Origin of the sequence: Mesorhizobium intechi (genome assembly GCF_002879535.1) — a bacterium.
Classification (GTDB): domain Bacteria; phylum Pseudomonadota; class Alphaproteobacteria; order Rhizobiales; family Rhizobiaceae; genus Mesorhizobium; species Mesorhizobium intechi.
On the sequence record NZ_PNOT02000049.1, the window covers coordinates 1 to 20,863 of the forward strand.

The 20,863-nt window shown below is 61.9% G+C and carries 20 protein-coding genes and 1 tRNA gene; 9 read left to right on the top strand and 12 right to left on the bottom strand.

Annotated features, from left to right (window positions below; genetic code table 11):
• On the bottom strand, positions 1-233 hold a 233-nt coding region (locus tag C1D09_RS04440), incomplete at its 3' end, for an alcohol dehydrogenase catalytic domain-containing protein (RefSeq protein WP_167514488.1).
• A gap of 151 nt (positions 234-384) precedes the next feature.
• Positions 385-882 carry a cupredoxin domain-containing protein gene (locus C1D09_RS04445; protein ID WP_143973174.1) on the bottom strand — a complete coding sequence of 166 codons (498 nt, stop codon included), beginning with the start codon at positions 880-882 and terminating at the stop codon, positions 385-387.
• A 260-nt stretch (positions 883-1,142) separates the two neighbouring features.
• On the opposite strand from C1D09_RS04445, the gene C1D09_RS04450 reads away from it, so the two are divergent.
• The 6 genes from C1D09_RS04450 (at position 1,143) to arcC (ending at position 6,923) form a co-directional block, all read left to right on the top strand.
• Positions 1,143-1,421 carry a PepSY domain-containing protein gene (locus tag C1D09_RS04450; RefSeq protein ID WP_056587822.1) on the top strand — a complete coding sequence of 93 codons (279 nt, stop codon included), beginning with the start codon at positions 1,143-1,145 and terminating at the stop codon, positions 1,419-1,421.
• 43 nt (positions 1,422-1,464) lie between these two features.
• Complete coding sequence (locus C1D09_RS04455; RefSeq protein ID WP_143973216.1) at positions 1,465-1,995, top strand: cytochrome b/b6 domain-containing protein; 531 nt, start codon at positions 1,465-1,467, stop codon at positions 1,993-1,995.
• Between the two features lie 264 nt (positions 1,996-2,259).
• Positions 2,260-3,726: an arginine-ornithine antiporter gene (arcD, locus tag C1D09_RS04460; RefSeq protein ID WP_143973175.1), complete on the top strand. Its 1,467-nt coding sequence runs from the start codon at positions 2,260-2,262 to the stop codon at positions 3,724-3,726.
• 27 nt (positions 3,727-3,753) lie between these two features.
• On the top strand, positions 3,754-4,968 hold the full coding sequence (locus C1D09_RS04465) for an arginine deiminase (protein ID WP_143973176.1): 1,215 nt from the start codon (positions 3,754-3,756) through the stop codon (positions 4,966-4,968).
• Positions 4,969-4,984: 16 nt separating this feature from the next.
• Positions 4,985-5,986, top strand: a complete 1,002-nt coding sequence (argF, locus tag C1D09_RS04470; protein ID WP_143973177.1) for an ornithine carbamoyltransferase — start codon at positions 4,985-4,987, stop codon at positions 5,984-5,986.
• 1 nt (position 5,987) lies between these two features.
• Positions 5,988-6,923: a carbamate kinase gene (arcC, locus tag C1D09_RS04475; RefSeq protein WP_143973178.1), complete on the top strand. Its 936-nt coding sequence runs from the start codon at positions 5,988-5,990 to the stop codon at positions 6,921-6,923.
• Here arcC and C1D09_RS04480 read toward each other — a convergent pair.
• The 3 genes from C1D09_RS04480 to C1D09_RS04490 form a co-directional block, all read right to left on the bottom strand.
• The gene (locus tag C1D09_RS04480) at positions 6,920-7,429 is read right to left on the bottom strand and encodes a hydrolase (protein WP_143973179.1); all 510 of its coding nucleotides are present in this window, start codon (positions 7,427-7,429) and stop codon (positions 6,920-6,922) included. The two genes, arcC and C1D09_RS04480, sit on opposite strands and share 4 nt — an antisense overlap.
• Before the next feature lie 92 nt (positions 7,430-7,521).
• Positions 7,522-8,928: a bifunctional serine/threonine-protein kinase/universal stress protein gene (locus tag C1D09_RS04485; protein WP_143973180.1), complete on the bottom strand. Its 1,407-nt coding sequence runs from the start codon at positions 8,926-8,928 to the stop codon at positions 7,522-7,524.
• Positions 8,929-8,941: 13 nt separating this feature from the next.
• Positions 8,942-9,682, bottom strand: a complete 741-nt coding sequence (locus C1D09_RS04490) for a metallophosphoesterase family protein (protein WP_143973181.1) — start codon at positions 9,680-9,682, stop codon at positions 8,942-8,944.
• A gap of 337 nt (positions 9,683-10,019) precedes the next feature.
• On the opposite strand from C1D09_RS04490, the gene C1D09_RS04495 reads away from it, so the two are divergent.
• The gene (locus tag C1D09_RS04495; protein WP_143973182.1) at positions 10,020-10,667 is read left to right on the top strand and encodes a helix-turn-helix domain-containing protein; all 648 of its coding nucleotides are present in this window, start codon (positions 10,020-10,022) and stop codon (positions 10,665-10,667) included.
• Positions 10,668-10,719: 52 nt separating this feature from the next.
• On the top strand, positions 10,720-11,235 hold the full coding sequence (locus C1D09_RS04500; RefSeq protein WP_143973183.1) for a GNAT family N-acetyltransferase: 516 nt from the start codon (positions 10,720-10,722) through the stop codon (positions 11,233-11,235).
• Here C1D09_RS04500 and C1D09_RS04505 read toward each other — a convergent pair.
• From C1D09_RS04505 to C1D09_RS04525, 5 genes are all read right to left on the bottom strand, one after another.
• On the bottom strand, positions 11,232-12,431 hold the full coding sequence (locus tag C1D09_RS04505) for an acetate/propionate family kinase (protein WP_143973184.1): 1,200 nt from the start codon (positions 12,429-12,431) through the stop codon (positions 11,232-11,234). The genes C1D09_RS04500 and C1D09_RS04505 overlap by 4 nt on opposite strands.
• Before the next feature lie 51 nt (positions 12,432-12,482).
• On the bottom strand, positions 12,483-14,906 hold the full coding sequence (locus C1D09_RS04510) for a phosphoketolase family protein (RefSeq protein ID WP_143973185.1): 2,424 nt from the start codon (positions 14,904-14,906) through the stop codon (positions 12,483-12,485).
• 118 nt (positions 14,907-15,024) lie between these two features.
• Complete coding sequence (locus C1D09_RS04515; protein ID WP_143973186.1) at positions 15,025-16,626, bottom strand: MBL fold metallo-hydrolase; 1,602 nt, start codon at positions 16,624-16,626, stop codon at positions 15,025-15,027.
• 11 nt (positions 16,627-16,637) lie between these two features.
• Positions 16,638-17,474 (bottom strand): universal stress protein, encoded by an 837-nt coding sequence (locus tag C1D09_RS04520; protein WP_143973187.1) that lies wholly within the window; start codon positions 17,472-17,474, stop codon positions 16,638-16,640.
• Between the two features lie 436 nt (positions 17,475-17,910).
• A tRNA-Lys gene (locus tag C1D09_RS04525) sits at positions 17,911-17,986 on the bottom strand.
• A 304-nt stretch (positions 17,987-18,290) separates the two neighbouring features.
• Between C1D09_RS04525 and C1D09_RS04530 the strand changes: the two genes are divergently transcribed.
• The gene (locus C1D09_RS04530) at positions 18,291-18,758 is read left to right on the top strand and encodes a BA14K family protein (protein WP_143973188.1); all 468 of its coding nucleotides are present in this window, start codon (positions 18,291-18,293) and stop codon (positions 18,756-18,758) included.
• A gap of 98 nt (positions 18,759-18,856) precedes the next feature.
• On the opposite strand, the gene C1D09_RS04535 is transcribed toward C1D09_RS04530, so the two are convergent.
• Complete coding sequence (locus C1D09_RS04535; RefSeq protein ID WP_143973189.1) at positions 18,857-19,333, bottom strand: DUF6882 domain-containing protein; 477 nt, start codon at positions 19,331-19,333, stop codon at positions 18,857-18,859.
• Positions 19,334-19,367: 34 nt separating this feature from the next.
• Positions 19,368-20,861 carry a glycerol kinase GlpK gene (gene glpK, locus C1D09_RS04540; protein WP_143973190.1) on the bottom strand — a complete coding sequence of 498 codons (1,494 nt, stop codon included), beginning with the start codon at positions 20,859-20,861 and terminating at the stop codon, positions 19,368-19,370.
• Positions 20,862-20,863 lie beyond the last annotated feature (2 nt).

Here is a 20,863-nt window from a genome sequence, read left to right on the forward strand (position 1 = left end):
ACCCTGGACCGCGCGACGCCCTTGCCCACAGAATCGACGATGCCGACGATCTCGTGACCCGGAATGAGCGGCAGTTTTGGATGATGCAAATCCCCATCAATGACGTGCAGATCGGTGCGGCAGACAGCGCATGCCTCGACCTTGAGCCTGATCTCGCCCGTCCCAGGCGTGGGATCGGGCCCGTCGACCAGCCTCAAGGGGGCGCCGACCCTTTCGAGCACCATCGCTTTCATGACGCGCTCCATACGCTGCGGGCAAAATGCCCGGACCACCCGATCCGCCTGTTTCGTCAAGCCAGTTCGGCCCGACCGTTGACCTTGCCTTCGGTCGTAACCTTGCCGTTGTGCGGCAGCCAGACCGACAGGACCGGCGATCCCGGCTAGCCTATGGATCGACAGTGAATTCGGCCCACATGCCGGCTCCATAGTGACCCGGTACGTTGCAGATAAGCAGGTATTTTCCAGCCTTCAGATCCACGGTCAATGTGCCTGATTTGCCAGGATCGAGCTCTGAAACCTCGCCCTTGTCGCCGGCTTTGTCTTCGTCGACCCGGTTCTCGGCATCAACATAGGGAAGCGGCTTGCTGGGATCGGCAAGGTACATCACGATCATTTCGTGGACGGTGTCCTTGGAGTCATTCTTCACACTGAATGTGACCTCCCCGGCCTTCGCCGTTCCGGGGGAAGCCTTGATACCCATGGTGGCCTTGGAGAGATCGATCCCGGGCGTCGCATAGGCGAGCCCCATGGGCATTTGCACGCTTGCCCCCTGGTCCCACAAAGAGACCTGGACAATCGAAGCCGCCCGGGTCGCGCCGGCGCTGCCGATCATAAGCGTTGCGGCGGCAAGCCCAAGCGTGGCTCTCCTCGATATGGTGTTCATGACTTTTCTCCTTGGGATAGCAGCAGAAGCGCTCCCTATCCGAGCCATCATCTTGCTCGCGGCGCCACCCGCGATCCTTGCGCCAGATCAAACCGATCGGCGCTGAGCCCGGTCGGCGGTCCCTATGTGGCTGTCAGCCAGTTGTCAGGTTGAATTGGCTATCCCGCACCAATGACGGTCCCATACCGCCGTCTGGCCGAACCGGTCGAATCCACCCCTCAAGGCGCAACATCCGCGCCCAACCCTCGAATGGAGCCATTATGTATCGCACACTCGTCCTCGCCGCTCTCGCCGGCATGATTGCAGGACCGGCGCTCGCGGCTGGCGGCAGCTGCAGCACCGCGCCGAAATCACAGTTCAAGCCCAAGGCAACGCTCGAGGCACAATTGACCGGCGAAGGTCTCACCGTCCGCCAGATCAAGGTCGAGAAGGGTTGCTACGAAGTCTACGCAGTCGACAAGGCCGGCAAGAAAGTGAATCTCGCCTACAATGCCGAGACCCTTGAAAAGCTCGACAATGCCGAAGCCGGCGAAAACTGATCGGAACCCTTCAATAGCGGCGGACGCGCAACCATCGCTGGAGATGGTGCGCGTCTGGGACCGAGTTGTGCGAGGCTTTCACTGGGCGCTGGTGCTCAGCTTCGTTACAGCCTGGCTCACCTCCCATTCTTCGGAGGAGGTCCACCATTGGGCTGGCTACACCGCTGGCGGGCTGGTCGTGACGCGGCTCGCGTGGGGTGTCCTTGGCACACCCTATGCGCGCTTCTCGCAATTCGTGCGTGACCCGGAAACGGTGCTGCGCTACCTCTGGGCGTTGCTGCACGGTCGCGAAGCCCGCTACATCGGCCACAACCCTGCCGGCGGCGCAATGATACTCATGCTGATCGCGGCGATGGGCTCAACCGCACTGACCGGTTGGATGATGACGACGGACGCCTATTTCGGCGTGTCGTGGGTCGAAACGACGCACAGCCTCAGCGCGCACGGCCTGCTTCTGCTGGTCCTTTTCCATATAGGCGGCGTCGTGCTGGCTAGCTTTCGCCATCGCGAAAACCTGGTACGGGCCATGATCACGGGGCGAAAACGCAAGGCCGAGCCGGCGGACATTGCCTGACGACCCATCGACCGACCAAATCCGATTTGCGCCCTGGACGATTTCGGGGCGCAAGTCGGTAGCTCCCTGTTCGACATGGTCCTCGACGCACGCGATGCGACAAGGGCGGCACGGACGAGACCAGGCATTGGTGCGGCGACCCAGAACCGGAACACCAACGGCACTCTTTCATCCAGAAGACGCTTATTGACCCGCATCAAAGCCGTTGGTGCTGGATTCCTGTCTATTGCCTCCCATCAGAGCCTTCAGCTTAGGGAGAGCGTCATGACTACGACTGATATCAACGTCCCGGTTCGGACAGTCGCCGCTGCGGCGCCGACGAAACTTCGTCTAGGCGCCCTCACCGCACTGGTGATCGGTTCTATGGTCGGCTCCGGCGTGTTCAGCCTTCCGCAGAATATGGCTGCAGGGGCCGGCCCCCTTGCCATACTGATCGGCTGGGCGATCACAGCCGTGGGCATGCTGGCACTGGTCTTCGTCTATCAATCGCTAGCCACCCGCAAGCCCGAGCTGGACTCGGGGCCCTACGCCTACGCCAAGGCCGGCTTCGGCCCCTTCATCGGCTTCAACAGCGCCTGGGGCTACTGGATCAGCGCTTGGGTCGGCAACGTCTCCTACGCGGTGATCGTGTTCAGCGCCTTGTCCTATTTCTTTCCCGCCTTCGGTGATGGAAACACATGGCAGGCGGTGCTTGGCGCATCGATCCTGCTTTGGCTGATCCACGTCCTGGTTCTCGCCGGTATCCGGCAGGCAGCGGTCGTGAACCTCATCGTCACGGTGGCAAAGATCGCTCCCATCGTCCTGTTCATCGGGGTTGTCGTGGCTGCCTTCAAACTGCAAGTCTGGTCGCTGGACTTCACCGGTCTGGGCAACGCCAGTCTCGGGTCGATCACCGCACAGGTGAGGAGCACGATGCTGGTGACCCTGTGGGTGTTCATCGGCATCGAAGGCGCCAGCGTCTTTTCCGGCCGTGCGGAACGTCGCAAGGACATCGCCACGGCAACTGTTCTCGGCTTCTTCACCTGCCTTGCGCTCTACGCCCTGGTGTCGTTGCTGTCGCTCGGCATCCTCAGCCAACCCGAACTCGCCGCGCTGAAGAATCCGTCTATGGCGGGCGTGCTGGAAGCGGTTGTCGGACCCTGGGGTGCCATCCTGATCAACCTCGCCCTTGTGGTATCGGTGATTGGCGCCTTCCTGAGCTGGACGCTGCTCGCGGCAGAAATTCCACATGTCGCCGCCAAGGACGGGACAATGCCGAAATTCTTCGGCCGTGAAAGCGACCGCGGTGTGCCGGCGACCTCGCTTCTGATCACCAACCTCCTTGTCCAGGCTTTCCTGGTGATCACGCTGTTCGCGCAAAGCACCTATCAGGCATTGTTCTATATCGCTTCGGCCGCAATCCTTGTTCCCTACATATTTTCCGGAGCTTACGCTGCCAAACTCGCGCTGACCGGCGAGAGCTACGAGGGCGGCGAGCAACGCACTGGCCCGCTTTTCGCGGGGTTGGTGGCAACGGTCTACGGCCTCTGGCTCGTCTATGCGGCAGGGCCGGCCTACCTGTTCATGTGCGCGATCCTCTATGCCCCAGGCATCATCTTCTACGTCTGGGCGCGCCGTGAAACCAATCAGCGCGTGTTTCATACCGCCGAGGCCGCCCTCGCCGGAACCCTCATCGCGGTCGCCATCCTCGCCGTCTACGAGATGTGGACCGGCGCTGTCAGTCCGCTGTGAGAGGCGCGCTGTGCGAGGATTGACGCGATGACAGGCCTGGGTGTCCATTCCGAAGTCGGCCGGCTGCGCGAGGTGATGGTCCACCGTCCGGACCTCAGCCTGCGCAGGCTGACGCCGGACAACTGCAAGGCGCTGCTCTTCGACGACGTGCTGTGGGTCAAGCGGGCGCGCCAGGAGCATGACGTCTTCGTCGATACCTTGCGAGAACGCGGTGTGCTGGCGCATTCCTTCGGGGAACTCCTGGCTGAGACAATGAGCCTGAGCAAGGCCCGGGACTGGCTCCTCGACCGCCGGATTCATCCCGGCGTCGTCGGGCTGGACATGGTCGGCGAACTGCGGGGATGGCTCAACGAGATGCCATCGGAGCAACTGTCGTCCTGCCTTGTCGGCGGCATTGCCAGGGCAGAGCTTCCTTTCCAACCCAAGGGCCTGACCGGAAGGACGCTCGCTCCTCAGGATTTCGTACTGCCGCCGCTGCCGAACCAGCTTTTCACGCGTGACAGCTCCTGCTGGATCTACGGGTCGGTCTCGGTCAATTCCATGTACTGGCCTGCAAGGCGCCCGGAGGCGGCCAATGTCGAAGCCGTGTACCGCTTCCATCCCCGCTTCCGCGACAGCGGGATACCCTTTGTTTCGCCGGATCTGGGAACAGGAACCAGCCTGGAAGGCGGCGACGTCATGCCGATCGGTGGTGGAGCGGTTCTCGTCGGCATGGGCGAGCGCACCACGCCGCAAGCCGTCAGCGATCTCGCGCGCAGCCTGTTTGCCGCCGGCGAGGCGACGCGTGTGATTGCCGCGCTTATGCCGAGGGACCGAAGTTTCATGCATCTCGACACCGTTTTCACCTTCTGCGATCGCGACCTTGTCACGTTGTATCCGCCGGTGGTCGACCGGTTGCGCACTTTCTCACTGCGGCCTGGCGATGGAGAGACGGCCGTCGAGGTCACCGATGAGGCAAAGCCGTTCACGACGGTGGTCGCGGAAGCCCTTGGTCTGAAGTCGCTGCGCATCATCGCCACCGGCGGCGACCGCTACGAGGCCGAACGCGAGCAATGGGATGATGGCAACAACGTCGTTGCGGTCGAGCCCGGCGTGGTCATCGGCTACGACCGCAACGTCTACACCAACACACTGCTGCGCCGGGCCGGGATTGAAGTGATCACGGTCGAAGGCGCCGAACTCAGCCGCGGCCGAGGCGGCGGGCACTGCATGACCTGCCCGATTGTGCGCGACCCGGCCTGAACCGAAAGGAATTCCCATGTCGATCAATCTTCATGGCCGCTCTGTCCTGACCTTGGACGATCTCACGGCCGATGAGATCCGTTTCCTGCTGAAGCTTGCAGCCGACCTGAAGGCAGCCAAGCTTGCCGGCCACGAAATCCCGCGTCTTGTCAGGAAGAACATCGCGTTGATCTTCGAGAAGGATTCGACGCGCACGCGGACCGGGTTCGAGGTGGCGGCCTATGACCAGGGCGCTCATGTTACCTATTTCGGCCCCACCGGCAGCCATATCGGCCACAAGGAATCGATGAAGGATACTGCTCGCGTGCTCGGCCGGATGTACGACGCGATCGAATACCGAGGCTTTGGCCAGCATCAGGCGGAACTGCTTGCCGCGCATGCCGGCGTGCCCGTCTACAACGGCCTCACCGATGAAGCGCATCCGACGCAGATTCTCGCGGACTTCATGACCATGCGCGAATTCACCCACAAGCATCTTTCTGACATGACCGTCGCCTTCGTTGGCGAAGGGCGCGACAATGTCGCGCTGTCGCTGGCGCTTGGCGCTGCCAAGGTCGGCATCGACATGCGCATAGCCTCGCCGAGGGAGTTATGGCCGGACGAGGCATTCTGCGCCCATGTCCGAGAGCTGGCGGCACAAAGCGGCGGCCGCTTCCGGCTCGACGAGGACGTGACGAGTTGCGCCCAGGATGCTGATTTCATCTACACCGATGTGTGGATGTCGATGGGCGAGGACAAATCGGGCTGGGCCGAGCGCATTCGTCTTCTGACACCATATCGGGTCACCGGCGAGGTGATGGCTGCCGCCGGCAATCCCCACGTCAAATTCATGCATTGCCTGCCGGCATTCCACGACACCGATACCGAGATCGGCGCGTTCATCGCAAAGGAGTACGGCATCAACTGCATGGAGGTCACCGACGACGTGTTCGAGTCGGGTGCATCGATTGTCTTCGACCAGGCCGAAAACCGGATGCACACGATCAAGGCGCTGCTCGTCGCCACGATCGGCAACTGAGATGCTTGTCGTTGTTGCGCTCGGCGGAAACGCATTGCTGCGTCGTGGAGAACCGATGACAGCCGACAACCAGCGCGCCAACATCGTGCGTGCCGCTTCGGTGCTCGCGGCACTCGTCGACGAAGGGCACTCGATTGTCGTCACGCACGGCAATGGGCCCCAGGTGGGACTTCTGGCCCTGCAGGCAGCGGCCACTTCGGACGGTGCCACATTTCCGCTCGACGTGCTTGGCGCCGAGAGTGCCGGCATGATCGGTTATGTGATCGAGCAGGAACTCGGCAACCTCCTCAAGGAGAGGCTTTTCGCCACCCTGCTGACGCAGGTGAAGGTGGATCCGCGGGATCAGGCTTTCGCTCACCCGACGAAGCCCATCGGCCCGGTCTACGACAAGGCAACCGCAAACAGGCTTGCCAGCGAGCGCGGCTGGCAGATCGGGCCCGATGGCGACAAATGGCGCCGTGTCGTGGCCTCGCCCAAGCCGCTGGAGATTCTGGAAGCGTCCGTGATTTCGTTCTTGGTCGAACGCGGTGTGATCGTCATCTGCACCGGCGGCGGCGGAGTTCCGGTGATAGCTAGGGATGACGGCAGTCTTTGCGGCGTGGAGGCCGTCATCGACAAGGATCTGGCAAGCTCGCTTCTCGCTCGCGCGTTGAAGGCCGACATGCTGCTCATGCTGACGGATGTCGACGCCGTCTATGTCGGCTATGGAACAGCATCCGCGCATGCGCTTCGGCGCGTGACCGCCAGGGAGATTTCGGGGCGGAATTTTCCAGCCGGCTCCATGGGACCGAAGGTCGGTGCAGCCATCGAATTCGCTGAAGAAACGGGCAAACCCGCGGCGATCGGCAAACTCGATGACGCCGTCGCAATCGTAAGAGGGGAACGCGGCACCTGGGTCGCGCCCGGCGCTTTAGCCACCGAAGCTGGACGATCCTAGGCGACCGCCGCGATGGCGACCACATAGTTCTTGCCGTAGGCCTTGGCGCATTTCGGGCATGTTGTGTAGAAGAAATAGACCTCGCGCCCCTCTGCGTTTCGATGACGCGCAATTTCCCGCATTTCTTCGTCCCACGTCCTCGCCTGGCTGTATGGCCCCTCGAACAATTTGGTCACATAGTCGCCGCTCAGCGTGGTCATCTCTTCGCCGGCGACAGGTTTCGAGACGGCAAACAGGTGCTCGCTGCTCCAGGGCGAGACATCCCTGCTGAGAACGATGAACTGATCGGGATCGGAAGCACCGGCGTCCTCGATGTGTCTGTTGACGCGCGCGAAGACGCTGCCCATGTTCACCGGGATATGCATGACGCTGCGCGTCGTGGCTTTGACAAACCGTTTGTCCCTGAAGTGCAGTTCCTGCCCCTCCCAGCCCTCCGGATTGAATCTGGCGCAGCAGCCAGTCGTGTTGACGCTGGCGTCGTATCGAGGCGTTGCATTCGTCTGCATGGCCGTTCTCCGTTTGAACAACCATCTGACGGGCAAGGACACCAGCCTTCCTTGATCGGAGTCAAACGCCCCTTGGTCCTGATCGAGACGCATCAAAGCGGCCGCGCTTGTTCCTCGACGACCTTCAACCGGACCACCGAGACCGAGCAAAGAGCCTGCGCGACCACTTTGGTCGAAACGCTGCCGAGGTGGCGGCGGATTGCCGAGGATGCCCGGGCGCCAACGACGATGTGGCCGACATCATTGTGCTCGGCATAGTCGAGGATCGCATCAGCGGGGCTCACCGCTTCGAGCACATGGTAACTGATGCGGTCTTCCGGCAGATGAAGTGGGTGAGCCCAATCCTTCAGCGCTACCAGCCGTTTCAAGTAGACCGGGCGCCCGGATTCGTCGGCCGCCCGCGTCTCGCCGATGATCTCGGTCCTCAGGACCGTTACGCAGGCCAGCCAGGAATCCTCGCGCGAGGCAAGCACTCGAGCGGTTTCATTGAGGACCTCGCCCGCCAGCGCATCGCTGCCATTGGCCAGATCGACCGCGGCGAGCACGATTGACGGTCCGGCCTGCTTCCTCGACAAGGTCGGTTTGCCGACAAGCGATCTTTCATCCGTCTTGCGAAACAGCTTGGCGATCGCGGCCCATACCCCCTTGTCCTGGGGTTTGCGCCTGGCGACCACCACCTGGTCGGGGTTCCTCAGGTCTGACAGAAGATGTGCCGCCTCGACATATCGTCGAGACCTGTCGACTTCCATGCATCTCAGGATGACGGCTTCCAGCCAGCGCGGAATGGCTTCGTCGATATCTCTCGGCGACCTTGGAGCGTGGTAGAGCCTGCGCTTCATCCCCGCCAGAGTCGCCGGCCGCCCGAACGGCTCCTCGCCCGTTGCCAGTTGATAGAGGATGCATCCCAGTGCGAACAAGTCGCTTGCAGGATCGGACCGCTCGCCGAGCACCTGTTCAGGTGAAATATAGGCGGCCGTGCCCATCGGCACCGAGCTTTCCGCACCGAGGAGATCGGGAAGCTCCGCGTGCCGAGCGAGCCCGAAGTCGAGAAGCACCGCCCCGCGCTCGGCGAGGATGACATTCTCGGGTTTGAGATCGAGATGGACGACCTTCTGCCGGTGCAGGGCAGCCAGTGCCGTCGCGATCTCCGTGCCGATCCTTGCTACCTCGTCCACGGGGAGCGGCGCGTCGCCGACGACATCAGCCAGGCCGGTGCCGGCCACGAACTCCATGGCAAGATAGGGCACCCGCGACAAGCTGCCGGCTGCCGCAAAACGCGGCACATGCGGGCCTGACAGGCGTTTGAGGATCAGTTCTTCCGCCTCGAAACCGAGGATGACTGAAACATCCCCGCCCGGGTCGAGAAACGGTATCTTCAGCACAAGCGGGAAATCGTATCGCGGGTTGGTCGCCCGCCAGAGCGATGCCATGCCGCCGGCAGGCAGCTTTTCCGCCAGCTCGAAACCATCGATGACTGCCCCTGCCTCAAACCGTTGCATGGGTATCCTCTCCTCAACGGCCGATCTTCAAACGCATGCCAAGCCAGCCGGGCAGACCGGCGGCCTGGATCTTGCGTGCCGTTTCTTCATGATCATAGGGGACACGAACCATCGTGACCTCGTGGCGTTGTGTGTCGACAAGAACAAAGCACGCCGCCGGGTTGCCATCGCGGGGTTGACCAACAGCGCCGGCAATTACCAGATGCCGCCCCAGCGCGGACAGGGGCGCCGCAACGTTGTCCAGCGGCTGAAAATGCATCGGTCGACGCCCCGGTAGAGCATAGTAGATGGCCGGCACGTGGGTGTGGCCGCAGAAAATGAACCGGGCATCCGTTGAAGCCAGGCAGCGTTCTGCCGCATCGACGTCGCGTATATACGACCATTTCGCTGGTCTGTCGGCACTGGCGTGCACATACAGCCGGTTCTCGGATTGCAGTGAAAGCGGCAATCGCGCCAGGAAATCGAGGTGCGTGGAGGCGAGGCGTTCGCGGGTCCACTGGGCTGCGAACCGCGCATTCTCAGTCATGTTGCCCAGGTTCCGCGCCACGGCCTCGTCATGGTTGCCCATGATGCAAAGCGCGCCGCGCGCCACCAGATCGACGGCCTTCTCGATCACATAGACGGGATCCGGCCCGTAGCCGACCAGATCGCCGAGCAACACCACCTCGTCCGGATCGCGCTTTTGGGCGGCCTCCAGGGCTGCGTCGAACGCCTCGCGATTGGCATGAATATCAGACAGGATCGCGATGCGCATTCAACCTATCCCGAGCGTAGGCAAACCATACGCAATCTGCGGCGTGAATGATTTGATCCGGCTCAACACCCATGCGCGAGATAATCCGGAGGAGCAATAACCAAGCTGCCAACCACGACAGTCACAACCGCGGATGTCGGCATATCGCGGATAGTACGGCACCATCGGCAAAGCCGAAGACGCCGGGTCGGCTGGCAGCGAGATCGCAGCCTACGCCAAGAGCGGCCGGGAGACGTTCAGACCCTCGCCTAGGTAGTTTCCCGTAGGGACATAACCGAATTTCGGCGCGCGTCGATTTGCGCGATTGCTGTGTCACGGATCAACCGGGAAGACAGCCATGCAAGTCTACACGTCCGCCACGATTTCATTGTCGTCGCATCTTGCTCAGCCAGGCCGGCCAGCGCCACTCGAGTCCGGGCCGCTGCAGCCAGTTATGTTCTTTCCAGCCAGTTCAGAGATCTATGCCCAGGGCGAGAAGGCGGGAGCTTTCTACCAGGTCGAGTTCGGCGCTGTTCGTATCTATCGCCTGCTTGCCGATGGCCGCCGGCAGATAAGTGCCTTCCACCTGGCTGGAGAGACATTCGGCTTCGAAGCCGGCACGACGCACCATTTCTTCGCCGAAGCGATCAATGCCACCGGGGTACGCGTCTTCCGCGTGACCGGTGGGGCGGACATGTCCCATCAGTTGCTGCCCCTGGCGCTCAAGGGTCTGACCAGAGCCCAGGAACACCTCCTCGTACTGGGTCGCCAGAACGCCATCGAACGCGTCGCCGCCTTCCTGGTCGATATGGTGGAGCGCCAAGGCGGTCTGCGGCAGGTGGAACTTCCGATGTCGCGCGTGGACATCGGCGACTATCTCGGACTGACCATCGAGACCGTGTCACGGGTTTTCACCCGACTGAAGGACAAGGGCGTGATCCGCCTGCTCAACCTGCGCAGTGTCGAAATCCTCAAGCAGGACGTGTTGCAGACCATGGGCGAATGAGCCCTCCCAAGCAGAGAGCGTAAAATCAGTTCAAATCAGGGACCTTGGCGTCATGAACGATACACTTACCACCCACACCGGATTTCGCTTCGAAGTGCGTCGCGCGCGCCCAGAAGACGAGCCGACGCTGGCGGAGTTCTTCACGCATGTGACCGCGGAAGACCTTCGCTTCCGCTTTCTTGGCGCTGTGAAGGAAGTTTCGCATGAACGGCTGGTGGCGATGACGCGTTCAGACGACGCCCATATCCACAATTTCGTGGCCTTCTCGACCGACGGGATGTTGATCGCCGTTGCGACCCTGGCAAGCGATCGCGCCGACCGGACCGGCGAGGTCGCGATCTGCATTCGCGCGGATCGCAAGCATCTGGGCGTTGGCTGGGACCTGCTCGCCTATATCTCGAAATATGCCGAAAGACTTGGCCTCGAAGCGATCGAAGCGATCGAGAGTCGTGAAAACCGTACTGCGATCGAGGTCGAGCGCGACATGGGTTTCACCGTGAAGACCGATCCCGACGATGCGACGCTTGTCCAGGTTCGAAGGGAACTGGGCGTGCCATCAGCCGGCTAGGGGCCCGACCCCTCCTGGCTTGCCGAAGACGCAAAGACCAACATCTCTGCCGCGACGGCACGTTCTTCATCTGCTGGAATGACAAGGACATCGACGCGGGAATTGGGATTGCTGACAACCTCCTCGCCTCTTCGGTTTCGCTGTTTATCGATGCCAACCCCGAGCCAGGCCGCGGCGGCGCCGATCCTTTCCCGGACCAACGGCGCGTTTTCGCCGATGCCGGCGGTGAACACCAGCGTGTCCAGTCCCCCCATGGCAGCGGCGAGCGATCCTATCTCGCGTCCGATCCGATAAACGAAGAGATCGACAGCCTGAGCGGCGGCTGGATCCTCCGAGCCGATCAGGGTCCGCATATCGCCAGATATGCCAGACACGCCGAGTAGGCCTGATTGCTCGTAGAGAAGCATGACCAGGTCTTCGCCGGACAGCCGCCGTTCCCGCAGCAAGTGGAGGATGACCCCCGGATCGAGCGCACCGCAACGCGTGCTCATGACAAGGCCGTCCAGGGTCGAAAACCCCATCGTCGTGGCGACGCTTCGTCCGGCGTCCATGGCGCACAGGCTGGCCCCGCTGCCGAGATGAGCGACGATCGTGCGGCCGCCGGCGCCGGCGCCGTACCGGTCATGCAGCTTCGCAGCGATGTGGCTGTAGGACAGCCCATGAAAGCCGTAGGAAACGATGCCTGCCTCGGTCATCGCGCGCGGCAGCCCGTAGGTTTTGGCAAGCTCCGGCCGAGTCGAATGAAACGCCGTGTCGAAGCATCCTATCTGGACGGCCTGCGGCAGGAGTGCGGTGGCCAGCGCGACAATCTCGAGATTGATCCGTTGGTGGATAGGCGCCATTGGTTCGAGCAAGCGCAGTGCCTTGAGCGTGCGTTCGTCGAGCTGCGTTGCTGCGGTGAAGTCGCGCCCGCCGTGAACGATCCTGTGCCCTACCCTGTCGATGCGGCGCAAGAGATCGCTTTCGGCGAGCACGGAGGCAACCGCCGCGAACGCCTTGCCCATATCGATCGGTTCTTTGCTCAGGCTCCTGTCGATTTTGGGCCTGCCGGCTGCGGCTTCGACACGCAGCCGCGGTTGTTGACCCAGAGACGAGACGTTTCCGCGCAAGAGCGGCGGTAGCTCGCCGCGTCTCTCGAAGACGGCGAACTTCAGGCTCGAAGAGCCACCGTTCAAGACGAGGATCGCATCGCTCATGAGGCCATCCGAAATGTTGCCGTTCCCATGCGCTCGCGAACGGGTGTCCGTTCAAACCGGACGCTTCGGCGCCGCATCGGGACCCTGTCCCCACTTCCAGTCAAGGATCTCCGGCATATCCTGCCCATGGGAGCGGATATAGGCTCGATGTTCAAGCAGCTTGCTGTCCATTTTCTGCTTCAGGCCGATGCGCACGCGCCCCAATCGCGGAACCCATTGCAGCACGCTCTCGACAATGTGGTAGCGGTCGAGGCCATTCATCACGGTCATGTCGAAAGGCGTCGTCGTTGTGCCTTCCTCGTTGTAGCCCCGCACATGGATGTTGTCGTGGTTGGTGCGCCGATACGTCAGGCGATGGATGGTCCAGGGATAGCCGTGATAGGCAAAGATGACCGGCTTGTCCGTGGTGAACAGCGCATCGAACTCGCGATCCGAAAGACCGTGCGGATGAAATTCCTTGGGCTGAAGGGTCATCAGGTCGACGACATTGACCACCCTGATCCTGAGGTCCGGAACCTCTTGCCTGAGGATCTGCACCGCGGCCAGCGTTTCGAGGGTCGGGACGTCGCCGGCGCAAGCCATCACGACGTCAGGCTCCGCCCCATCATCCGTCGACGCCCAGTCCCAGATGCCGATCCCTGCCCGGCAGTGAACGATCGCCTTGTCCATCGACAGCCACTGCCATGACGGCGGCTTGCCCGCGACGATGACGTTGATGCGGTTCCAGGTCTGCAGCACATGGTCGGTCACGCACAACAAGGTGTTGGCGTCCGGCGGCAGGTAGACCCGAACGATGTCGGCCTTCTTGTTGAGGGCGACGTCGATGAAACCAGGGTCCTGATGGCTGAAGCCGTTATGTTCCTGATGCCAGACATGGCTGGACAACAGATAGTTCAGCGATGAGATCGGCCGGCGCCACGGGATCTCGCGGCAGGCATCCAGCCATTTCGCATGCTGGTTGAACATAGAATCGACGATGTGGATAAACGCCTCGTAGCAGGAAAACAGGCCGTGGCGCCCGGTGAGCAGGTAGCCTTCCAGCCACCCCTGGCAAGTGTGCTCGGAGAGGATTTCGAGAACCCGGCCGTCGCGCCCGAGATGAACGTCTTCGGGCAGGATCTTTTCCATCCAGCCGCGCTCGGTGACTTCAAACACGTCCTGAAGGCGGTTCGAGGCAGTCTCGTCCGGGCCGACGATGCGGAAGTTCTTCGCGGCCTCGTTCAACCGCATGACGTCACGCAGGAAGCTGCCCATGACCCGAGTCGACTCGGCCTTGACCGCACCGGGGCGCTCAAGTGAAACGGCGTGGTCATGCAAGCCCGGCAGATCGACAGACCTGCGTAGCAGGCCGCCATTGGCATGCGGGTTTGCACTCATACGTCTCGTCGCCTGCGGTGCCGTGGCGCGGATCGCCGCCACAGGAGCACCGGCGGCGTCGAACAGTTCCTCCGGCCGGTAGCTTTTCAGCCATTCCTCGAGCAGCGCGAGATGGGCGGGATTTTCGGCGAGGCCTGACAAGGGAACCTGGTGCGAGCGCCAGAACCCCTCGGTCTTCAGACCGTCGACCTCTTTCGGTCCCGTCCACCCTTTCGGGCTCCGCAGCACGATCATTGGCCATTTTGGTCTTGGCGCGGTCGGCGCCAGTCCGTTGCGTGCGGCATGCTGGATAGTCTGGATCCTATCAAACGCATCGTCGAGCACGCTCGCCATCCGCTCATGCATAAAGGCCGGTTCGTGACCTTCCACGAACAGCGGCTCATAGCCGTAGCCGGTAAACAGCGCGCGCAATTCCTCTTCGGGAATGCGGGCAAGAATGGTCGGATTGGCGATCTTGTAGCCGTTCAGATGCAGGATCGGCAGAACCGCCCCGTCACGCGCGGGATTGAGGAATTTGTTGGAATGCCATGCGGCTGCCAGTGGCCCCGTTTCAGCCTCGCCGTCACCGACAACACAGGCGACCACAAGATCCGGATTGTCGAAGGCCGCGCCGTAGGCGTGCGAAAGCGAATAGCCCAGCTCGCCACCCTCATGGATCGAGCCGGGCACATCCGGTGCTGCATGGCTGGGTATGCCGCCGGGAAACGAGAACTGCCGAAAGAGCTTGCGCATCCCCTGCTCGTCCATCGCAATGTCCGGATTGAGCTCGCTGTAGGTGCCTTCCAGGTAGGTATTCGCCACCATTGCCGGGCCACCGTGGCCGGGACCGCAGATATAGATCACATTCGCGTCCCTGAGCCGGATGACGCGATTGAGGTGGGCATAGATGAAACTCAATCCGGGCGACGTTCCCCAGTGGCCGAGGAGACGCGGTTTGACGTGCTTCAGCCGCAATGGTTCGCGCAGCAGCGGATTGTCGAGCAGGTAGATCTGGCCGATCGTCAGATAGTTGGCCGCGCGCCAATAGGCATCGATATCATGCAGCTCGCGATCCGACAGAAGGCCACCGGAAGCTGGTATCGTCGTATGCTCGGTCATGTCTGGCTCCCATCCTGTTGGCGCCCGTCGCCGGAGCGCGACATGGGCTTGTGGTCGTCGATCTGCAGCGAATGGAGACCAACGCGTTGGCGTGCTTTCGGTTCATCGCTTCGCGACCCTACGCATCCGCGTCCTCCAGCGCCCTGCGCATGCGCCTGATGATCGCTGCGCGACCCCGTTCGTCGGCGGCGGCGCTCACCGCTTGGTTTACGTCCAGGAGAAGCCTTGAAAGGTCGTTGTGCCAGTCGAGGCGGGCAATCTTCTCCGATCTCAGACGGCGTGGCTCGTTCAACTCGACCACCAAACTGCCGCTGGGGGTCAATTGGAAGGCATCGTCCAGCCTTGGGATGATGACCTTGTCGTCGGGTATAAGTCCTGCAAGCCTTCCCCGCAGGCCGCCGAGACCGGCGTCCTCCCCATGCGTCAGGAACACCCGCTGCCTCACCGGTGTGCGGGCCTTGAGCCAGGCGACCAGCTCGCTGGCGTCGGCGTGGCCGGAATAGAGGTCGAACAGGCTGATATGTGCCTTGACCTCCACTTCCTCACCTTGGATGCGCACGCGCCGCGCGCCATCGAGCAGAATTCTGCCGAGCGATCCTTGGGCCTGATATCCGGCCATCATGACCGTGGCGTTCCTGCGCCAGAGATTGGCCTTGAGATGATGGCGAATGCGTCCCGCATCGCACATGCCGCTGGCGGCGATCACCACGAAGAAGCCGCTCAGGCGGTTGATCGCCTTGCTCTGCTCCACCGTCTCGGTGAAGCGCAATTCCTTCCAGTTGAGCGCTTGGCGCAGCACCTCACCCTGTTCGATCTCGTTGGCATGCCGCTCGAAAATCGCGCTGGCGCGTGTTGCCAGCGGCGAGTCAACGAAGACTGGGGCTGACGGCACCTCGCCCGCTTGCATAAGCAAAAACAGATCGACCAGCAGTTCTTGCGTCCTCTCGACAGCGAAGGACGGAATGATGAGGGGCCCGCCCGCTTCGGCGGCGGCGCGCACGATGTCGCCGAGCAGCGATCGCCGCCCTTCGGGCGAGACGTCCGTCCGGTCGCGGTCGCCATAGGTCGATTCACAGATCAAATAGTCGACGCCGGCAGGCCCCTCTGGATCGGCCTGAAGCAGCTTGTGGCCCGGGCCGATGTCACCCGAAAAGACTATGCGCAGTGGCGCATCATGTTGGTCGATCTCGATTTCCACCGATGCGGAACCAAGCAGGTGGCCCGCGTTCCAGAAGCGGGCGCGAAGGCCGTCGGCGACGGTGGTCCATGCGCCGTATTCCACGGCGCGAAACAAAGTCATGCACGCGGCCGCATCCTGCAGGCTATAGATCGCTTCAACCGGCGGCCGCCCGCGCTGCGCGTTGCGCCGATTCAGGTGCTCCACCTCCATCTCCTGGATATGCGCCGCATCCGGGAGCATGACCGAGCAAAGATCGATGGAGGCGCGGGTCGTATGGATGGGACCGGAAAACCCCTGCTTGACCAGTTTCGGCAAAAGGCCGCTGTGGTCGATATGCGCATGCGTAAGGATGACAGCGTCAATCACATCCGGGGGAAACGGGAACGCCGCGTAGTTCAATTCCCGTTCGGTCTTCGATCCCTGGAACAAGCCGCAGTCGATAAGGACGCGCGAATATGGCGTCTCGAGCTCATAGCATGAACCGGTGACGCCATGGGCCGCGCCGCGGAAACGCAGGACTGGATACGTGTCGCCTCTCATTGCGCCACCACCTAGTGCGAGAGCAGGACAGGCAGGCGCAGATCCGTGAGAATGCCTTCGGTGGCTCCGCCAAGCACGAAATCCCTGACGCGGGAATGACCGTAGCCACCCATGACCAGCAGCTTGCCGCCAAGCCCGAGAGCGTGTTCCTGGAGGGCAGTTCCGATCGAACGATCCCCTGCCTGGATGGAGGCGGCCCCGGCCATCAGACCACGCGCCCTCAAACCCAGCGCAAGGCGTTCGCCGATACCATGTCCGGGAAGCGTTTTTTCGTCCGTGACGGTCACGACCGTTACCGTCGAAGCACGCTCCAGGAACGGTCGTGCATCGGCAACGGCCCGTGCCGCCACCCGGCTGCCATCCCAGGCGATGACCACATGGTCCAGCACGCCAACCTCCGTGGAATCCGGAAAAATCAGCGTCGGTCGACCCGACCCGAACACAACCGCCTCAGCTGTCATTCGTGCCGTTTCGTTGTCCGGCGCCCAACCGATCAGGCAGATGTCGAAATATCGGCATTGCTCGGCCGCGGTATCTCCCATGAGGGCCGGGGGCGCGGTCAGTTCCTGCGTGGTGAGGGTCACGCCGGCCCGCATTGCTTCTTGCCCGATCGCCTCCAGCAAATCCTTGCCACGCTTGCGACTGGTGGCCTCGACCTCCCGTATCTTGTAGGGAAGATCCAGCAGATATTTTGAGAGTGCGTTCGAAACGTCGGGAATGTCGACACTAATGGCGACGGCATGAAGCGCCGCGTCGATCTGCTTGGCAAGCGCGACCGCATTCAATGCGATCTTGGCTGTGGTCGCCTCCGGGTACGTCGCCGTGCAGAGACATGCTGTTGGCTTCATGAGATTTCGCCTCCCCTTCGCAACAGGCCTAACCACTGGATGCCAGCGCTTGCGACATCTATGGAGGCCGCGGACAGCGCGCGCATTGATTCACCGCAAATGCAGCCATCGCTGCCGTCGAGAATGAAGGCTGGGCATGCTCGGCCGGGAACCCTCCTGACGCAGCGAATGCGGACATTCAGAGCTCCCGACAAGCTCGCGGGTTGTGGTGAAGCTGATAGTGTTCCGTTACCGGCGCCGAATAGATCGAGGACCGGCAGGTGGGGTCGAAGCGCCCGATTTGAGGAACCCTAACGTGTCGAAGGACTTGCACGACCATTGAAAGCCAATGGCAAGCCTATCGACCTCTCCTTACCGACACTACGCGCACACCAATGCGGCCCTATGGCAAAACAACCCATCAGCCTCGCGTAGTCTATTCACTTCATTGAAATTGTGGTGAGCGCGATGGGATTCGAACCCATGACCTACTGATTAAAAGTCAGTTGCTCTACCGGCTGAGCTACGCGCTCCCGCGGGCGCGAAAGGGCGACCCTCGAAATTGCGCGGAACATAGGGAGAGTGCCTCGACCGGTCAACCGGAAAAAGAGTATCCGCAAGCCATACCGCGCGCGCCTTTCCACTGTGGCCCTCTGCCGGCTTCGATCGACGGCGCAACGCGCCGGCGAAGCGCTGGCATCACCCCACGTCGGCGCTGGCGGGAGGCCGGAGAAACATTACAATTCAGCAACTTGGGATTTTAGCGAGGAACCTTCCCCAAAACCACCCGTTGTCTCGACACAAGGGACGTCAATCACCCTTTCAAAGGAGAAGACCATGAAAAAGATCGTATCGGGTATACTGGCGACCACCCTGTCGGCTTCGTTTGCCGCGACCGCTCTGCCTGCCAATGCCGCGCAGATGTTGGTGCCGCAAGCGGCATCGGCTTCGAGCGATGTGCAGACGGTCGATTACAAGCCGTGGATGAAGAACCGCCAGTTCAACCGCAATTTCAACGGCAATCGTAACTTTGCGCGTAATGGCGACGGCTATTGGAATGGCCATCGCGGCTATCGCGAATATCATCGCGGCTATCGCCGCCACGGCGACTACTGGTTCCCGCTGGCAGCTTTCGCGACTGGCGCGCTGATTACGGGTGCCATCGTCAACAGCGAGAACAACCGCGTCTACGAAGGCAACGCGCATGTCCAGTGGTGCTACGACCGCTATCGGAGCTACCGTGCATCGGACAACACATTCCAGCCGAACTACGGACCGCGTCAGCAGTGCCGCTCACCGTACTGACCCCAGGTATCGGTAGCTGAGTATCTAGGCCCGCGCTGGAAATGGCGCGGGCCTTTTCGTCGAAACTTTCATCCCCATCAGCGGAATGAAGTTTCCCTTCAACTGGCCCAGCTTGCGCTTTTGAGCGCCAGATAAAGGCCTCCACCTTCCCCGCGCGGAGAACGATAGGCGCCGAGCGCGTCGCAGACCCGCACCATTGCCGCGGTCAGTTCCCAGCCGAGTGCTTCCAGGTCATCTGTCGTGTCGGTCACATAAGCCTGCTGAAGTTCGGCAATATCATTCTCCTCGCCGAAGGAACGAACGCGTTTGGCGTCGGCAAGAAGTTCGTTGGGCAAGTTGGAATTCGACCAAGCCCAAAGCCAGTTACCGGCCTTGGCGCTTATCGAGCCAGCAATCTGAATCTCGGCAACGACCTTGACGGTAGCATTGTCCGAAAAAAGAAGCCTGCCGGTCGTCAGGTCATAGTCATGGCGCGGCCAGTGGCCGAGGCGAAACTCCTTCTCCAAAATGGCATTCTTCGCGGTCAGCTGTTCAAACGCCTCGTCGCGCCAAGCAGGATACCAGTCTGGCTGCATGTCCCCCACCCTCAGGTTCGTTCCGTGGTGACCGTTATGACACGCTTAGCGTCCTGCGCACAGCATCGCGCCAGCCTGCCAGCTTGGCGGATCGGGTGGCGATATCCATCTCCGGCTTGAACCGCCGCTCGAGCGCCCAGCTTTTGGCGAATTCCTTCGCCTTGGGCCAGACACCAGCCTTCGAGCCGGCAAGCCAGGCCGCACCCAGCGCTGTCGTCTCAAGGATGGTCGGGCGATCGACCGGAGCATCGAGGATATCGGCCAGCCGCTGCATGGTCCAATCCGAAGCCACCATGCCGCCATCGACCCTGAGCACCGTTTTGGCCGAAGTGCCCTTCCAGTCCTTGCGCATGGCGTCGAGCAGGTCGCGGGTCTGATAGGCGACGGCCTCCAGGGCGGCGCGGGCGAATTCCGCCGGACCGGAATTGCGGGTCAGCCCGAAGATCGCGCCCCGCGCCTCGGCGTCCCAATGGGGCGCGCCGAGACCGACAAAGGCCGGCACCAGATAGACGTTTTGCGTCGGATCGGCTTCATCGGCGAGTTTTCCGCTCTGCTCGGCCTTGCCGATCACCTTGATCCCGTCGCGCAGCCATTGCACGGCAGCGCCGGCGATGAAGATCGAGCCTTCCAGGGCATAGGTGGTCTTGCCGTTCAGCCGATAGGCGATGGTGGTCAGGAGCCGGTTCTTCGAACGCACCAGATCGGCGCCGGTGTTGAGCAGCGCAAAACAGCCTGTGCCATAGGTGGATTTCATCATGCCCGGCTCGAAGCAGGCCTGGCCTATGGTCGCGGCGTGCTGGTCGCCGGCAACGCCGAGGATCCTTATCTCCGCGCCAAACAGATTTTTCTCGGTCACTCCATAATCATCGGCGCAATCTTTGACCTCCGGCAGCATTTTTGCCGGAATGTTGAGAATGGCCAAGAGCTCGTCGTCCCAGGCGTTTTCCGCGATGTTGTAGACCAGCGTGCGAGAGGCGTTGGTGGCGTCGGTAGCGTGAACCTTGCCGCCGGTCAGCCGCCAGATCAGAAAACTGTCGATGGTACCGGCCAGCAACTCGCCTTTCTCGGCGCGCTTCCTGGCGCCCTTCACCTTGTCGAGTATCCAGGCGACCTTGGTGCCCGAGAAATAGGGATCGAGCAGCAGGCCGGTCTTACGCGTGAATTTCTTCTCCAGCCCTTGCTTCTTCAGCTTCTGGCAGAGCGGCGCGGTGCGGCGGTCCTGCCAGACGATGGCGTTGTGGATCGGCTTGCCGGTCACCTTGTCCCAGACGACGACGGTCTCGCGCTGGTTGGTGATGCCGACAGCGGCGATATCGGACGCTTCGCGGCCAGCATTCTTCAGCGCGGCCTTCACGGTCGTGACGACGCTTGCCCAGATCTCTTCCGGGTCGTGCTCGACCCAGCCGGAGGCCGGATAGTGCTGCGCGAATTCCTTCTGGCCGCTACCGGCGACTTTCATCTGGCCATCGAACACGATAGCCCGCGTCGATGTCGTACCCTGGTCGATTGCCAGCACAAAACCGCTCATTG

Excerpts from the sequence above, each read along its gene's own strand:
- C1D09_RS04445 (WP_143973174.1), bottom strand. The coding sequence starts at position 882 with ATGAACACCATATCGAGGAGAGCCACGCTTGGGCTTGCCGCCGCAACG.
- C1D09_RS04450 (WP_056587822.1), top strand. The coding sequence starts at position 1,143 with ATGTATCGCACACTCGTCCTCGCCGCTCTCGCCGGCATGATTGCAGGA.
- C1D09_RS04455 (WP_143973216.1), top strand. The coding sequence starts at position 1,465 with ATGGTGCGCGTCTGGGACCGAGTTGTGCGAGGCTTTCACTGGGCGCTG.
- arcD (WP_143973175.1), top strand. The coding sequence starts at position 2,260 with ATGACTACGACTGATATCAACGTCCCGGTTCGGACAGTCGCCGCTGCG.
- C1D09_RS04465 (WP_143973176.1), top strand. The coding sequence starts at position 3,754 with ATGACAGGCCTGGGTGTCCATTCCGAAGTCGGCCGGCTGCGCGAGGTG.
- argF (WP_143973177.1), top strand. The coding sequence starts at position 4,985 with ATGTCGATCAATCTTCATGGCCGCTCTGTCCTGACCTTGGACGATCTC.
- arcC (WP_143973178.1), top strand. The coding sequence starts at position 5,988 with ATGCTTGTCGTTGTTGCGCTCGGCGGAAACGCATTGCTGCGTCGTGGA.
- C1D09_RS04480 (WP_143973179.1), bottom strand. The coding sequence starts at position 7,429 with ATGCAGACGAATGCAACGCCTCGATACGACGCCAGCGTCAACACGACT.
- C1D09_RS04485 (WP_143973180.1), bottom strand. The coding sequence starts at position 8,928 with ATGCAACGGTTTGAGGCAGGGGCAGTCATCGATGGTTTCGAGCTGGCG.
- C1D09_RS04490 (WP_143973181.1), bottom strand. The coding sequence starts at position 9,682 with ATGCGCATCGCGATCCTGTCTGATATTCATGCCAATCGCGAGGCGTTC.
- C1D09_RS04495 (WP_143973182.1), top strand. The coding sequence starts at position 10,020 with ATGCAAGTCTACACGTCCGCCACGATTTCATTGTCGTCGCATCTTGCT.
- C1D09_RS04500 (WP_143973183.1), top strand. The coding sequence starts at position 10,720 with ATGAACGATACACTTACCACCCACACCGGATTTCGCTTCGAAGTGCGT.
- C1D09_RS04505 (WP_143973184.1), bottom strand. The coding sequence starts at position 12,431 with ATGAGCGATGCGATCCTCGTCTTGAACGGTGGCTCTTCGAGCCTGAAG.
- C1D09_RS04510 (WP_143973185.1), bottom strand. The coding sequence starts at position 14,906 with ATGACCGAGCATACGACGATACCAGCTTCCGGTGGCCTTCTGTCGGAT.
- C1D09_RS04515 (WP_143973186.1), bottom strand. The coding sequence starts at position 16,626 with ATGAGAGGCGACACGTATCCAGTCCTGCGTTTCCGCGGCGCGGCCCAT.
- C1D09_RS04520 (WP_143973187.1), bottom strand. The coding sequence starts at position 17,474 with ATGAAGCCAACAGCATGTCTCTGCACGGCGACGTACCCGGAGGCGACC.
- C1D09_RS04530 (WP_143973188.1), top strand. The coding sequence starts at position 18,291 with ATGAAAAAGATCGTATCGGGTATACTGGCGACCACCCTGTCGGCTTCG.
- C1D09_RS04535 (WP_143973189.1), bottom strand. The coding sequence starts at position 19,333 with ATGCAGCCAGACTGGTATCCTGCTTGGCGCGACGAGGCGTTTGAACAG.
- glpK (WP_143973190.1), bottom strand. The coding sequence starts at position 20,861 with ATGAGCGGTTTTGTGCTGGCAATCGACCAGGGTACGACATCGACGCGG.